This is a genomic window from Paenibacillus sp. FSL R7-0273 (assembly GCF_000758625.1).
In the GTDB taxonomy this organism is placed as follows: Bacteria; Bacillota; Bacilli; order Paenibacillales; family Paenibacillaceae; genus Paenibacillus_AQ.
On sequence record NZ_CP009283.1, the window covers coordinates 3,545,453 to 3,560,412 of the forward strand.

General features: G+C 50.6%; 11 protein-coding genes, 1 pseudogene and 1 riboswitch. Of the genes and pseudogenes, 10 read left to right on the forward strand and 2 right to left on the reverse strand.

Translation table 11 applies throughout. The features are described from left to right. The first annotated feature begins 66 nt into the window (after positions 1 to 66). The 5 genes and pseudogenes from R70723_RS33415 (at position 67) to R70723_RS15295 (ending at position 4,844) form a co-directional block, all read left to right on the forward strand. Positions 67 to 234, forward strand: a complete 168-nt coding sequence (locus tag R70723_RS33415; RefSeq protein ID WP_156123819.1) for a hypothetical protein — start codon at positions 67 to 69, stop codon at positions 232 to 234. A 170-nt stretch (positions 235 to 404) separates the two neighbouring features. Continuing rightward, complete coding sequence (locus R70723_RS15280; protein ID WP_144027090.1) at positions 405 to 974, forward strand: hypothetical protein; 570 nt, start codon at positions 405 to 407, stop codon at positions 972 to 974. A gap of 300 nt (positions 975 to 1,274) precedes the next feature. Next, the gene (locus R70723_RS15285; protein WP_039873167.1) at positions 1,275 to 2,756 is read left to right on the forward strand and encodes an Lsa family ABC-F type ribosomal protection protein; all 1,482 of its coding nucleotides are present in this window, start codon (positions 1,275 to 1,277) and stop codon (positions 2,754 to 2,756) included. 166 nt (positions 2,757 to 2,922) lie between these two features. Then, positions 2,923 to 3,414 (forward strand): annotated as a pseudogene (locus R70723_RS15290) (HAD hydrolase family protein); the annotation flags it as partial. A gap of 143 nt (positions 3,415 to 3,557) precedes the next feature. Further along, positions 3,558 to 4,844, forward strand: a complete 1,287-nt coding sequence (locus R70723_RS15295; protein ID WP_039873168.1) for a cellulase-like family protein — start codon at positions 3,558 to 3,560, stop codon at positions 4,842 to 4,844. Between the two features lie 95 nt (positions 4,845 to 4,939). Here the strand turns inward: R70723_RS15295 and R70723_RS15300 are convergent, their stop codons facing one another. Both R70723_RS15300 and R70723_RS15305 read right to left on the reverse strand, forming a co-directional pair. Further along, positions 4,940 to 5,986, reverse strand: coding sequence for an aromatic ring-hydroxylating oxygenase subunit alpha (locus R70723_RS15300; RefSeq protein WP_047171136.1), 1,047 nt, complete (start codon positions 5,984 to 5,986; stop codon positions 4,940 to 4,942). A 108-nt stretch (positions 5,987 to 6,094) separates the two neighbouring features. After that, a riboswitch (purine riboswitch) is annotated at positions 6,095 to 6,197 on the reverse strand. Between the two features lie 198 nt (positions 6,198 to 6,395). Beyond that, positions 6,396 to 8,357: an AraC family transcriptional regulator gene (locus tag R70723_RS15305; RefSeq protein ID WP_039873169.1), complete on the reverse strand. Its 1,962-nt coding sequence runs from the start codon at positions 8,355 to 8,357 to the stop codon at positions 6,396 to 6,398. 209 nt (positions 8,358 to 8,566) lie between these two features. Between R70723_RS15305 and R70723_RS15310 the strand changes: the two genes are divergently transcribed. From R70723_RS15310 to R70723_RS32960, 5 genes are all read left to right on the forward strand, one after another. Further along, complete coding sequence (locus tag R70723_RS15310; protein WP_039873171.1) at positions 8,567 to 11,692, forward strand: GNAT family N-acetyltransferase; 3,126 nt, start codon at positions 8,567 to 8,569, stop codon at positions 11,690 to 11,692. Positions 11,693 to 11,712: 20 nt separating this feature from the next. Then, positions 11,713 to 12,582 (forward strand): amidohydrolase family protein, encoded by an 870-nt coding sequence (locus R70723_RS15315; RefSeq protein ID WP_039873177.1) that lies wholly within the window; start codon positions 11,713 to 11,715, stop codon positions 12,580 to 12,582. A 46-nt stretch (positions 12,583 to 12,628) separates the two neighbouring features. Then, positions 12,629 to 13,759, forward strand: a complete 1,131-nt coding sequence (locus tag R70723_RS15320; RefSeq protein WP_039873178.1) for an NAD(P)/FAD-dependent oxidoreductase — start codon at positions 12,629 to 12,631, stop codon at positions 13,757 to 13,759. Positions 13,760 to 13,787: 28 nt separating this feature from the next. Further along, complete coding sequence (locus R70723_RS15325; protein ID WP_039873180.1) at positions 13,788 to 14,273, forward strand: nitroreductase family protein; 486 nt, start codon at positions 13,788 to 13,790, stop codon at positions 14,271 to 14,273. Between the two features lie 486 nt (positions 14,274 to 14,759). Then, the gene (locus tag R70723_RS32960) at positions 14,760 to 14,936 is read left to right on the forward strand and encodes a DUF2188 domain-containing protein (protein WP_076418418.1); all 177 of its coding nucleotides are present in this window, start codon (positions 14,760 to 14,762) and stop codon (positions 14,934 to 14,936) included. Positions 14,937 to 14,960: the final 24 nt, after the last annotated feature.

Here is a 14,960-nt window from a genome sequence, read left to right on the forward strand (position 1 = left end):
CTAACGGCTGAAGTAGTACGCTGAGAGTATGAAATTCACCGAACAAACACTGAAGGGGAGCTTAAGATGATTGATGTGTTGCAAACAGCCGGGGGAGCCGCGATGGTTCTGGTTCTGCTGACTTCCGCAAAGAAATACTATGATTTCCGTGAACTGCAAAGGCCGGTTATAGCAGAGGATGATGAGGCAGTCCGTAAAGCTGAGGAAGTGGTAAGGGCTTTTAAGCGGAATTAGATTTTTGTTCTATGGAATTAAGACATATATCAAACCTTCTCTCTTTCCTATTGTATGGTATTATAAGGGAAAACAAACTGAACTGGTTGATCTCATCAAGCAACTTAAAGAGATTAATGCAAAGATTGGAGCCCTGTTAAATTAAAATGCTCAAAAAAATGCTATGTATAATGGTTATTATTGCTGGATTAACCGCTTGTACGCCTACCAATGAGAACAATACAGAGCCACAACCCACTAAATCACCGGAAGAAGTTGAAAAGGCACTGTCTGGTTTAATCGAAGAACGGGACGAAGTAGAAGGTATTTCGTTCTATTATGCACAGACAACGATTGAAAACAAGAACAAGAATAATAATGATGTCTTCGTATATTTCTCTAATCGGAATGGCGACGTAAGAAATCTGCGGTTTGTAATTAATTATACGGGTACTGTACCGTTAAACCCCAAATGGCTTAAGATAAGGGCTGATGATGAGTTATTCGAGAGCCGTGTTGATCTTGTAATTCAAAGCAGCAGCAATCTTTATTATGCACAAGAATTCTATGATACATCTGTTTTTTTTGATGATTATAAAATGATAATGGCAATGGCAAAAGCTGAAAAAGCAATTGTAAGATTAAGTGGCTTAAGCTACAGCGGAGACATCGAATTAAGTAAACGACAGAAACAGGCCATGTTGAATGTAATTAACGCTTATTTAAATGCCGGTGGAGACACCAGTAATTTTATTAATTAAGATTCACACCTGTTTTTAAACCCAAATAATGTGTATAATAATGAAGACTCTACTTATGACAGGAGCTGACAGGATAATGTAGGATTTTCTTGCGCTTATATAAAACGATAAAACAGTGTTCCGCGGGGCGTCTTTTGCTTTGCGTGTTTTATGCTTTATATGCAGGAAGGTCCTTTATCCTCTCACTCATAATAATAGCCTGAGCCGCCTTTTTCCTTGAGGACGGGTTAGCTGTATTTATTTGAGCTGTGAGAAGCTGGCCTTCTTGCAGCTCATTTTATTTGTACAGGAGGTTATTATATGTCTTTGATTAATGTGACTAATCTGACTTTTGCCTATGACGGCAGCTACGATAATATTTTTGAGCAGGTGAGCTTTCAGCTGGATACGGACTGGAAGCTTGGCTTCACCGGCCGAAACGGAAGAGGGAAGACGACCTTTTTGAATCTGCTGCTCGGCAAATACGAATACAGCGGAACCATTTCCGCTAAGGTTGGCTTTGACTACTTCCCGTTTCCTGTAGAGCACCCGGAGTATTTGACGATGGATATATTCGATGAGATCTGTCCGGATGCGGAGCAGTGGCAGTTTGCCCGGGAGCTTTCTTTACTGCAGCTGGAAGCAGACGATGTGCTGTACCGCCCATTTGAAACACTCTCTAACGGGGAGCAGACCAAAGTGCTGCTGGCCGCGCTTTTTCTGAAGGAAGACCGGTTTCTGCTGATTGATGAGCCTACCAACCATCTCGATATGGAGGCAAGACAGCTGGTAAGCCATTATCTCAAAAGTAAAAAAGGCTTTATCCTCGTATCCCATGACCGCGCTTTTCTGGATAACTGTGTGGATCATATTCTGTCCATCAACAAAACCGGAATTGAGATTCAAAAGGGCAGCTTCTCCGACTGGTGGGACAATAAACAGCGTCAGGATGCCTATGAGCTGGCGGAGAACGACAAGCTGAAATCAGATATCAGGCGATTATCCGATGCGGCGAGACGAACCAGCGGCTGGTCGGATGAGGTGGAAAAAAGCAAAAACGGCACCCGTAACTCCGGCTCCAAGCTGGATAAGGGCTACGTCGGGCATAAGGCAGCCAAAATGATGAAGCGCTCCAAATCGATTGAACAGCGCCAGCAGGGCGCAATAGAAGATAAATCGAAGCTGCTAAAGAACATTGAAACCTCGGACAGCCTAAAAATCACACAGCTTCCCTATCACAAAAATCAGCTCGCTGAGCTCGATCAGGTCTCGGTCTCATACGGGGAGCGGACGGTGTGCAGCGGCATCAGCTTTTCGATTGAACAGGGGGAGCGGATCGCTGTCTCCGGCAAAAACGGCTCTGGCAAATCCACTGTGCTCAAGCTGCTTACCGGTGAAATTAGTGACTACACGGGTACACTCCGCATCGGCAGCCAGCTGAAAATCTCTTATGTCTCCCAGGACACCTCGTATCTGCAAGGCAGCTTAACTGAATACGCCCGAAAGCATGAGGTCGATGAAAGCTTGTTTAAGGCGATTCTGCGCAAGCTTGATTTTTCCAGGGTCCAGTTTGAGAAGGATATGGCGTCCTTCAGCGGAGGCCAGAAGAAAAAAGTGCTGATAGCCCGGAGCCTCAGTGAGCAGGCGCACCTTTATGTTTGGGATGAGCCGCTAAATTTCATAGATATTTATTCCCGGATGCAGATCGAAGAGCTGCTGCTTGAGTCAGCGCCGACGCTGCTGTTTGTGGAGCATGACCGGGAGTTCTGCAGGAATATTGCGACTAAAGTTATAGAGCTCTGATTCGTTTTGCATAAAACCCGTCTCCTGTAAAATAGCACTTGACCTGTAACCCGTTACACCATTTAAAGTGCAGTTAGACGAGTACAAGGAGATGGAATGCAGATGCTGCCAAATAAGCGGAAAATTGTTTTTATAGATGTTGATGGGACATTAGTTGATGATAATGGTATATGGAAGCCGGAATCTGAAAGCTCATCTGGAACGGCGGATTTATGGCGATATTGAAAATGACCCTGCAGCCAGAGCGAAAATGGAGCTGACACCGCATCCGTTCATAACCGGCCTTACTTACGGCGAGTCTGATTTAGTTAAGGATGACGTAAATAAGGTGTGTTTTCTCGAGAGTGACATGCCCTTCGAACAGATCAGCCAGCGGTTTATGGGAAAATTTGAGGTTATCCGGTGTACCGTTCCCCTCTTTGGTGAAGGCAGCGGTGAGCTGATGATACCTGGTATTCATAAAGCGGTTGCCATAGCTGATCTGCTGGAGCATCTCCAGCTTAAACAAGAGGACAGTCTGGCTATCGGGGATGGAATGAATGACGCAATGGGCAATGCCAGGCCGGGGCTAAAGCAGATTGCCGACGATATTACGGGGACGGTTGAAGAGGATGGACTGTATCACAGCTTTATAAAATACGGATTAATTAGCGCTTGATTTCTGGAGTGAATAAGAATATTGTCCATCACAATCCGGTTATCCTTAATTGTCAGCTCTACAGATATCCTGTAGACTTCTACTGGATAATCACCGGGAAGGCATCCCTGTGATTCAATTTCGCAGTAGGGAAGGATTCGTATATGACCTATAATCCGGATAATCAGCTTCCAGCTAAGCTTACAATCACCATGTGGGATTTCTCCTGGTATACCATGACGCTACCCGGGGAGCCTTATCATGATCTGGCGGCACGGTTCGCGGAAGCGGTGGAGCGGGGCTACAACACCATTCGCATCTGTGCTATGCCGTTCCTGCTGTTTACCGCTGACGGACCGCGGCCCGGCCCGCTGAAGTTCGGCAGTCTGGGCAAGGTTGGCCAGCGCACCAGATGGTATAACTGCCTCGGCGGAGCCGAGCTTGACGGACACGCCCATCTGCTTGAGCTGTTTAAGCAGGCGGAAGCGCATGACTGCTACATTATGCTGTCCTCGTGGGAATATCAGCAGAGCCCGAGCTTTCTGGCCCATCCGCAGCTGCGCGATGAGCTGGCGGCAATTGCACCTGAGGACCGGTTCATGGCGATTGCCAAATCAATGAGCCAGCTGATCCATTATGTAAAAGAAGCCGGTTACGGCAAACAGATTGTATACGCGGAGCTGCATAACGAGGTGGAGTTCGGACAGCTGACTGCTGTTGGAGCTGCCCAGGGCATCGCATTCGAGAATGTACCGGCTAACCTGAGAATTATGCAGCCATACATTGAGGAAGCGGTAGAGTACCTGCGTGACAGTCACCCTGATACACTGATGACTGCAAGCTACACTGTAAATGAAGAATATCCTAAGGCTTATGTCGCCCGCAATATGCAGGTCGGCCACTATCATCTGTATATCAAAGGTGTGCTGAATGAGCTCATGCTGACCGCCGGACTGGATGATCACAGCATTCCTTTCCCGGGGGCGTTTGTCCAGTCGCTGTTACGCGAGGATGCTCCGCCGTTTGAAGAATGGACCTTGCCTGAAGGACAGGAATGGCGGATGGAGGGCAATCCGGTTGGAATGCGGCTGATCTATCTGCATGACTGGGCCGATCCGGACAAATGGGATCTGTTCCTGTATGACAGATACGGAGCGCACAAGATTGCTATGCTGCAGAAGGCAGACAAGGCCTTTGATGAGATTCACGAGTGGGCGGGACAAGCAGGCCTGCCGCTGGTGATTGGAGAAGGGTATGTCGGATACACGCCGCTTATGGCCGGCTTCGAGGAAGGGCCTGTGGGCAAATTCATCGCCGAATATGCAATCCGCAAAGGGATGGCGCTCGGCTTCTGGGGAATGACCCTCTGCTCCAACTGTGCGCCGCATCATCCGTTCTGGGACGATATCGCCTGGCAGCAGAAATGGAACCGCTATATTATGGAAAGCTAAGTTAGACGTTAAAAATATAGGGCGGCTGCGCATGTTCATGAATGGATGAACACGTGCAGCCGCCCTTTTTAAATCGCGTCAAGCTTATTTGTGTGTTAGGAAGTATAGTTCCGGCCCAGGCCGAGCTCAGTCAACAGCTGTCTGTACGCAATTGAGGTCCGGTCAGCCGGAATATGGGCTTCTGCGGTCAGATCCAGCGGCAGATCCTCCGGTGTCTGTGCTTCAACCATCTCACGGTCCTCCGAGAAAATCTGCAGATTGAATTTTATCGTATCCTCAACGGGCACAGTCTTGTCAAAGTTCCGTGAGATCGGGCAGAACAGCCGTGTATAACGGGCAGATACCGGTGAGGCACAGTTCAGGATCATCAGCTTCCCGTCCTCAGGGAAATGTACCGTGAGCGAGGCGGCGAAGGGAGGAAATACGCGGAAGGCCCGCAGCCACATGAAGCCTTCCGGCGCCGGATTCTCCTGGCCCTTGCCGTAGTTGCTGACAGTGCTCCAATAATCGGCAAACAGCTCATCGCCCTCCCGTCTGACCTTGTATTGCGGAACCTCGGTGTTGTCGGGATCGGCGAACGAGTCGGAATGGACGTAGGCGAAATGGGAAACATCCAGGAAGCCTTCCATCTGGCGGCCGGAAGAACCCGCAATGTCAAAGCTCGGCGGCAAAATATTAATAAAATCAGGGTCATCCCAGCCGGGGAATTCAGGAAGCTGCTCATCTGTGCCGGCCAGCGAGGTCCAGATTAACCCGTAGCGCTCGACAGCAGGATACATGATCAGCTTGAGCTTCGGGGATATCTTGGCATTCGGGTGCGCCGGAACAGAGGTGCAGGCACCTTCGCAGTTATAGCGGAACCCGTGATACGGGCAGACGATTTCCTCATTTTCGACCCAGCCCAGACTGAGCGGAGCTCCGCGGTGGAAGCACAGGTCACGGGCAATAACAACCTTGCCGTGGCTGCGGTAGCAGACCAGCTTGACGTCAAGCAGCTTCACGGATACCGGCTTATCCTTGATTTCATTGGCAATGGCTACCGGGTACCAGTATTGGGAGAGGACCTGCCAGTCACTTGGGGTAAACGTACAGTCACGGGGAAGCTGCATCTGGAATTCGGCAAGCGCGTTGGTTTTTGTCATGTGAGGCTCTCTCCTTTGAAATGAAGGTATGGATGATGCAATAAACCCCAGGCGGAAGAGGCGCAGTGCAATAGAGATCCGTATTCAGGGAGTCAGAATACAGCTCTAACAGCTCATGCATCCTCTTGTAGCCTGGGGCAATTTACGGTTGCCTGGTCGAGACGCCCACTCCAATTAATGGGCTTATACAAGATGAATAATGTTATTTAATATGACATTTATCATATAAATCATAATAAATCAGCAGAGTTAATTTTGTCAATGTTAAAAATAATAACATGATATTCACTTTATTTAATAATTGGCACTGATTTATTAACGAAAAAAATGCCCGCGGATCTTAACTGTCAGCTTTCCTGCTGGATAAGCTAATCAGAAAAATCCGGGGCACTTTGCATTGGGTATGCGTTTAGTCAACCCGTGGTGCAGCAAGCAGGCTCTCTACAATATAATCGAGCTGCGCATTCAGCGAATAGATATCACTGTAATAGGATAAGCCGAAGTCAATGTTGATTAACCGGCCTGCTTTTACCGCAGGAATGCTGTTCCAGACCGGGTCCTGGGTTAGATCAGCCATACCCTCATAGGAAGAGCGGAACATATAATCCCCGCTATAGTCAGCAAGCACCTCGAAGGATACATCCTCACCTACGGCCTCCGTGGATGTCTCAACCTTCTCCTGGATGATTGCCGGAGCCTTCATGCCCAGATACTCATAGATAACCTGCGAACCGCGCCCGAACTGCTTGCTTGTTACAACAGCCATGCTTCGTTTGCTGCCGCCCTCCATGATAGATACGGTACGGTCAAGAATTCCGGCTTCCTGCAGCTTCTGTTTACCTTCTTCAACCTTGGCGTGGAACTCATCGAACAGGGTCTTCGCCTGCTCTTCCTTGCCCAATGCTTCTCCGATAAAGGCAACCCGCTCTTCAGCAGACATGGTCTCGTATGGAACCAGTACAGTAGGGGCGATGTCTTTTAGAACCTCATAGGTTTCGTCTGAAGGCACGATGATCAGGTCCGGATCAAGCGATAAAATAGCCTCCGGGCTGGCCTCAAACCAGGTTCCGAGCTTCTGTACATCACTCAGCTCCTCTTCAAAGGCGGCACCCTCTGATACATCGGATACGCCGACCGGCTTCACCCCGAGGGCCAGCACATCGCCCAGAAGATATAGAACCACAACTCGCTGCGGATCAGCAGGAACCTCAATATCTCCTTTGACCGTAGTGATGGTGCGGGTCTGTGCCTCGGCTGAGGGAGTATCAGTGGCCGCAGGGGCGGCGCTTGCTGAAGGTGACGGGGACGTGGTGTTACTGCCGGAAGCTGTATTGGTGTTTCCTGCCGCGCAGGCACTAAGTACAATGCTAAAGCATAGCAGTAAGGTGATGAGTAATGACGGTCTTGCAGATTTAGACATGAACGACGCTCCTTCTGATTTGTATTGATAATGATTATCAACACTATAACCAAGTGAAGACGTACGGACAATGTCAAAACCGGACGCGCCCGATGTCATTTCCGGCCAGTCAGCAGCTGCTTTTATTGAATTTTTGTACCTTACCGGTGATATTCCGTAATGCTTTTTGAACATCCTCCCGAAATAATAGGCATCCGGATGACCGATGGCAGCGGCAATATCCTGCAGGCTGGCCTCGGTGCGGAGCAGCAGCTCACGGGCCTTTTCCATGCGCATACTGATTAAATACTGGTTGGGGCTGGTGTGCAGCCGCATCCGGAACAGTCTGGACAAGCTGCGCGGACTGCTGCCTGCGGTTTCGGCCAGCTTGTCCAGGCTGAGAGGCAGGCTGATGTTATTCTCCATATACCGGATTGCTGTCCCCAGCACATCCGGCTTCAGCGGCTGGATCTGCTGGGCGTGCAGCTGTCTAAGCAGCTCGTACACCCATTGATACAGCGTTGATTTTACATGCAGCTGCTCCAGTCTGCCGCCCTTTAGCCAGTGCTCATGCATCAGCCTAAGCTTTTCGATTAAAGGGAGCGGAGCGTCCGGACTGCATATGTACTGGAGCTCGAACGGGTTGTCCCGGTTCATGACAGACAGCAGATGTTTGCGGGCAGGGAGGGCAAGCCTGGCTCTGTAAAGGATTAAATAATATTCGACCAGCTCCGAGGGCGGGGCCAGCTCAAAGGTTGTCCCCTTGCCCCCGTGGAGCATGGCTCCTTCGTTTAGTTCATGGCGGATGCCATCCATTACCATTACTGCTTTCCCGCGGACAGTACATATAAAAGCACTGCAAGGCAGCCGGTACCGGAGAGCTTGCTCCCCGTGACTGTATGTATTATGCCGGATATCTATAATCTCTACCGCTGCATGCGTCCAGAGTAAAATATGCTCCTTCAAATTCATTAATTTGTTCAGCCCCCTTGCTTCGTATAGTGAGTATAGCTGATAATGATTATCAGTGACAACGGGGGGCTGCCAAAATCTTTTTTAATCGAATTATCCTTAGTCCAATCTATGTAAATGGTTTATACTTGAATGGCATTAACCAGGATTATCCATGAATTACCCGAAAAGTAAGAATTCCAATGCCATCTAAGGAGGTACAACTGTACATGCTGCAAGCCCCGGAAGTCGTAATTGAAGAATATGAACCCTCGAGACATGCCAAATCCATCGCCGAGATGTGGAACAGAAGCTATGAAAGCTGGGGAGGCGACAACTCCTACCAGACAGAACAAAGTGTCATTGAAGAGCACGAGAACGGGACCCATCTGAAACTCTTTCTTGCCGTCGCCGGCGGCGAGGTTATCGGTTACTGCAGCTTTTCCCACTACAAGGAAGACTCGGGAGCGCTGTATATTCCGCTTTTGAATGTACGGCCTGATTATCACGGGCACAAAGTCGGCAAACGGCTTGTCCTCCGTGCACTTGAGGAGACGATCTCCCTCGGCTGGCCCCGGCTTGACCTCTACACCTGGCCAGGGAATACAAAAGCAGTGCCTGCGTATAAGAAAAGCGGGTTTTTCTGGGAGAAACGGGATGATTCCACCCATCTGATGAACTTTATCCCGTCTGTTCTGCAGACCGGTGCGGTAAAGCCGTTCTTCGAGCAGCTTGACTGGTATACGGACAGTGTACGTGAAATATCCGTTTCGCCGGATGGCCGTAATGAGAACGGGTTTGACTATTTTACATATAAATGGCAGAGGTCTGATCTTAAGCTGAAAATGGAATATGAGCGCACCGGCCGCGGCTTGCGCCTGATTGAAACAGCGGATTACCGTATTCAGGCCTCCATTCCGCTACAGCATCAGCTTCCCTTTGGCAGCAGCTATCCTGTAATCTATGAGGCTGTGAACAAAAGCGGCAAGCCGCTTACCCTGCAGATCAAAGGGATCAGCAATCCGAAAATCAGCTTTGAGCTGGAGGAGACACGGTGCGTTGAAGCAACGGAAAAGATCGAAGGGCAATTCTTCCTTCATCCGGTAGAGGAGGAGCAGAATCCGTACCAGACACATCCGGTTATCGAGGCGGAGCTGCTGATCAACGGCTTGCCTGCGGTATTCAAGCTGGGAATTGAGCCGAAATATCCGGTTAAGCTAAGGATCGCTCTGCCGGAACGGTCTGTGCTGTACACCGGTGAAAGCTTTGAGCTGGATATAACTGCAGAGAATGAGTACGCTGCAGACACACAGTTCACCTTCACTCTTCCGGAGGACTCTATTCTGGCCTTCAGCAAGCCTGATGTACAGATCACAGTTCCGGCTAAAGGACGCAAAACGATATCGGTCCCTGCAGTTCTTAAAGAATATGGGATCTGGAATCATAAAGTAGACATCACTGCCTCTGCAGACAACAGGGAGCCTGCGGTTATTGAGCAGGAGCTCAGCGCTGTTCTGGCCGGTGTTTATTCCGCCTTTGGCGGCAAGACGGAAAAAGGATGGATAATCAGCAGCGGCCGGTACTCCGTGAGGCTGGACAAAGACGGCAATAGGATAGAGCTTTTTGAAGATAAGAGTAAGGCAGCCAGCCTGCTGTTTCCGAAGTTCGGGCAGCCGTATACAAATGAATTCAAGCAGCTAACTGCTGAGCAGGTCCTCCATTACATGGATGGGGAAGCTATCGTTATGGAAGCCCGTTACCGGCTTGATGCGCCGCATGAAGGCCTGCTGTTAACGATGCTGGTAAGACTGTATAAGAACGGCATTGTTGAGCGGAGGCACCAGATCCGGAATGCCGGACCGGCTGACCTTGAAGAGCCGCTGTATCTTAAGGAAAGCTTCGGATTCAGTCTGGAAGGAGCCGTGCTTCCTTACCGCGGACAATATATTGATCTGAAGCATGGCGCTGATGCTGCAAGTCCGGACTACTGGGATGTCCAGAGCCTGACCGAAAACTGGCTCTATGCAGCTGATGGTTCAGTAACGCGCGGCATTACCTGGCCGGAAGAGCGGCGGCTGCTGCGGGACAACTGGCTCTATGCGGTTGAGCATCAGCTGGGCAGCCTTCCTTCCGGCGGCAGCATTCAGACCGGTCCCCTGCGGGTTGCTATGGGGACATGGAGCAGCTGGCAGGATTTCCGGGCCTTTGCCCAGCTACGCAGCTGTTCCCGTTCCGGTCAGCAGGGTACGATCCGGCAACTGGAGCTTAGCCTGAACGGAGGCAATCCGTTCCTTAGCGGACCATCTGAGCTGACGCTGCTTGAACAGAAGATGAGCTTTCTGGAAGGCGAGATCACTCTTGCTTCTGCGCTTGACAGCTCTGTCAAGCAGAGTCTGGTGATTACTGCAGAGCAGCAGCTGGCGGAGGCCGGCCTTACATTCACTCCTGCAGCAAATGTACAAGCCGATCTGCTTCAGGTGCACCTTGATATGGAAACCGTTGAGTCTTCGGAGAGCTATCTGGTATTTCCGGTTAACGGTGAGGAAGTCAGGCTGAATAGCAGACAGACAGAGCACGGTGAGGTGCTCACAGCAGATAACGGGGTCCTACAGATTCAGGCTAACAGCAGCTTTGCGCCTGCACTGTATTCCCTGCAGGTTCAAGGCGAGGAATGGCTGGATTCCTCTTATCCGCAGCCGCAGCCTAAATCCTGGTGGAATCCCTGGACCGGCGGTATTTTTACCGGAGTTGAGGGTCTGTCACGGCTCAGTCTTCAGGAGGAACCGAGGGAAGCTGCTTTTGCCGGGTTGACTGACAGCAAGGGCAATGACTGGTCTGGTATCCGGATGAGCATCAAGATTACTCATAACCGTAAGTTCCAAGGGCTTACACTAAATCATTATTTTCTGCTGCTCCCGGGTGTACCGGTGCTTGCTTCTGTGGTTCAAATCGTGCAGAATACAGGGGCACCGCTTCAACCCCTGACATTGCACACCTTAGGTTTTTATAAAACCGGAAACCTGCTGAAGAGCAGCAGGGGGACGGTGAAGAATGCGGCCGGTGAAACCATCACTTACAAGGCCGGGAGAGTTCAAAATGAAACAAAAAGCTCGAGCGGCTTCATTCAATTCAGCTCTGATGAGCGGAAGCAGCGGATGAGCCAGGCTTCCAGTCCCGATAAGGCAGCACCAGAGCTGCTGGTTAATACGCATGTTATCTCCTCTTTTATAACTGAAAAGCTGTTCATGAGAGACGGGGATACATTATTCAGCACACCGCAGTTTTATATACTCTCTGATCTGGATATACCGGAAGAGGCCTTCCGGGACCTGTTAAACATCAAATTTAATCTGTAGCTTCAAGAAAGGACTTATCCATGAAAATCATTGATGCGCATGTTCATTATTCCAATATTGCGTCTTTTCACGAAACGGCACAGGAGCTGGCGCATATTGATTATTCGGAAAAGGGGCTGCTGGAGGAATTCCGGCGCTCCGGCGTAATAGCAGGTGTGGGAATGGGCGTTACGGAGACGGTGCCGGGAGCTTTCCCTGATAATGAGGCTTCCAATCCGATGCTGCTGGATCTGAACGGCCGGCTTCCCGCTAATCTCTACACCTGTGTCGGTATTAATCCGCTGACGCTGCAGCTGGAGGGACAGCTGGAAGCGCTGGAGCAGTCGCTGCGCGAAGAGCATGTGGTAGGGATTAAGCTCTATGCCGGCTACTATCATTTTAATGTCGGTGATGAGATTTATGCTCCGGTATACAGGCTGGCGGCTGAGTATCAGATGCCTGTTGTCATTCATGGCGGACTTACGTATTCAGACAGAGGGCTGTTAAAATATTCACACCCGCTGTCAATGGAAGAGACGTTCCTGAAGCACCGGGACATCACCTTTATGTTATGTCATCTGGGTGATCCCTGGGTAATGGATACTGCAGCGCTGCTGGAAAAAAATCCGAACCTGTATACCGATCTGTCCGGCTGGATTGTTGGTGACTCCGCCAAGGTAGACCGGCTGCTGACCGAGCAGACCTATACTGATCATTTCCGGCGGGCGATTGTATTCGCCGAGAAGTATGACCGGCTGGTGTTCGGTACCGACTGGCCGCTTGTGCCGCTGGAGGCGTACATTAAATTTGTGAAGCACCTGATCCCGGAGGCACACTGGGAGGATGTCTTTTACAACAATGCCTTGAGGGTGTTCCCTAAGCTGGAGCAGCTGATCGGCAATCTGAAATAATTCCGGCATCTGCAGCCATGCATGCCTGTTAAGAGAGGAAATCATCATGAAGAAGGTCATCATTATCGGAGCAGGTATTCTGGGTGCTTCAACCGCCTATCAGCTGGCTAAGCTCGGGGCAGAGGTGCTGATTATCGACCGCAAGGACAGGGGGCAGGCTACGGATGCCGCTGCCGGGATCATCTGTCCCTGGCTGTCGCAGCGGCGTAATCAGGCGTGGTACCGGCTGGCCAAAGCGGGAGCACGTTTTTACCCGGGGCTGATCAGAGAGCTTGAGCAGGAGGGGGAAACCGAGACCGGATATGCCCGGGTCGGTGCGCTCAGTGTCCATATGGACACGGACAAACTCAAGCAGCAGGAGGAGCGGGCAAGAAAGCGGCTGGAGGATGCGCCGGAGATTGGCGAATTGAAGCAGCTTTCCGGGAGCGAAACACAGGCACAGGTTCCGCTGCTGGCTGAAGGCTATCATTCCCTGCAGGTCAGCGGAGCTGCGCGGGTAGACGGCCGGGCGCTGCGTGATGCGCTCCTGCGGTCTGCCCGGCGCAGCGGAGCCCGGCTGCTGAACGGGGATGCGGCGCTGCAATTTACCGGAAACCGGGTCACCGGCGCGGTGGTTGACGGGGAGATTTTCGCCGCAGATACTGTAATTGTCTGTGCCGGTGCGTGGGCGGCTCCGCTGATGCTGCCGCTCGGTATTAGGCTTAAGGTAAGCTATCAGAAGGGCCAGATCATGCATGTAAGGGTAGCGGACCAAGTGGATACAGGGTCCTGGCCTGTAGTTATTCCGCCTACGGATCAGTACCTTCTGTCCTTTGACGGAGGCCAAATCGTTATCGGAGCTACACACGAGAACGATATTGAAGGCTATGATCCGCGCGTAACAGCCGGCGGGATGCAGGAGGTCCTTAACAAAGGGCTGGAGCTGGCCCCTGGCCTTGCAGACAGTACAGTTCATGAGGTGAGGGTGGGCTTTCGGCCGTTTACCCCCGGCTTTCTTCCCGTGATCGGTGCAGTGCCGGGCTGGGAAGGCCTGCTTGCTGCCAACGGGCTCGGAGCCTCAGGCTTAACGATGGGGCCGTTTATCGGAAGCCAGCTGGCGAAGCTGGCACTGGGACTTAAACCGGACATAGAGCTGCAGGATTATGATTTGGGTAAAGCCATAGAGCAAATGGGTTAGTATAAACAACAAGGAGGGCGATTCAGCAATGAGTATCGTGGATATCATCAAAACCCGGAGAAGTGTGAAGCAGTTTAAGCCGGAACCTGTTAGCGAGGCAGACCTGCTATCCTGGCTTGAGGCTGCAAGCTATGCACCCAACCACCGGATGAATGAGCCGTGGGAGATTGTGTTGGTTGGAGCCGAAACAAGAGCGGAGCTGAAGCATAAGACAGACTTCGGCGGTGCGCCGGTTGTTCTTGCGCTGTTGTCTAAGGGTGCGGCAACCCCGTTTGAGCGTGATGAGAACGTAATGGCGGTTTCCTGTTTTGCCCAGAATTTTTTGCTGGCTGCACATGAAGCCGGAGCAGGCGCATATTGGGCTTCGTTAGGCGCACTTCCTCATAACCGGAGTATTCTTGATGTGCCGGAGGATTATGATGTGATCGGCGTCTTTGGAGTCGGTTATCCGGCTGAAATACCGCCGCTCAAGCCGAGAACGCCTGTATCCGCCAAAATTACCACACGTCCATAGAAAGATTGGCCGCGCTCATGCGCGGCTTTTTTGTTGACGGAGATATACAAACTGAATAGTTACATAGGATAACTTGAGAAAAATAGGAGGGATGAACGAATTGGAGACTAGGGGGTATAAAGAAGATAAGGGGAGAAAGAGACTGCTTATCGAAATTGTAAACATGCGAGACGATCATGATAAGTCTCGTCAATGAAACAACGGTATAAGTCCCGTTACTAGACTGTAAAATAACTAGAAACACAAAAATAACGGTAAAAATCCCGTTGTTGAGCTGAAAAGAAGACGTGTAAGCAAAAACAACGGTATAAATCCCGTTACTAGCCCGGAAAATAGCTAGAAATGCAATAATAACGGTAAAAATCCCGTTGTTTTCAATAAAATACTCAAAGATACAGTAACAGACCGAACTACCGGTTTAGGGCTGATTCAGAGCCGATGCTGCGGTTAATGAATGGCAGACTTAACAGCTGAGGAGGATTTCAAGTGGCAGACCAGCGTAAAGGGAACATCCATACAACACCGAATCCTGACGGAGGCTGGGATAATCAGACCGGCGGCGCGAAGCTCAGCCATCACCGCATCAAGGAGGAGGCCGAGCAGGCCGGCCGTCAGGAAGCAAAGAAAGCCCAAACGGAGCTGAAGATTCAAAGTAAAGGATAATAATTGGGTTCATGAATATGCGCC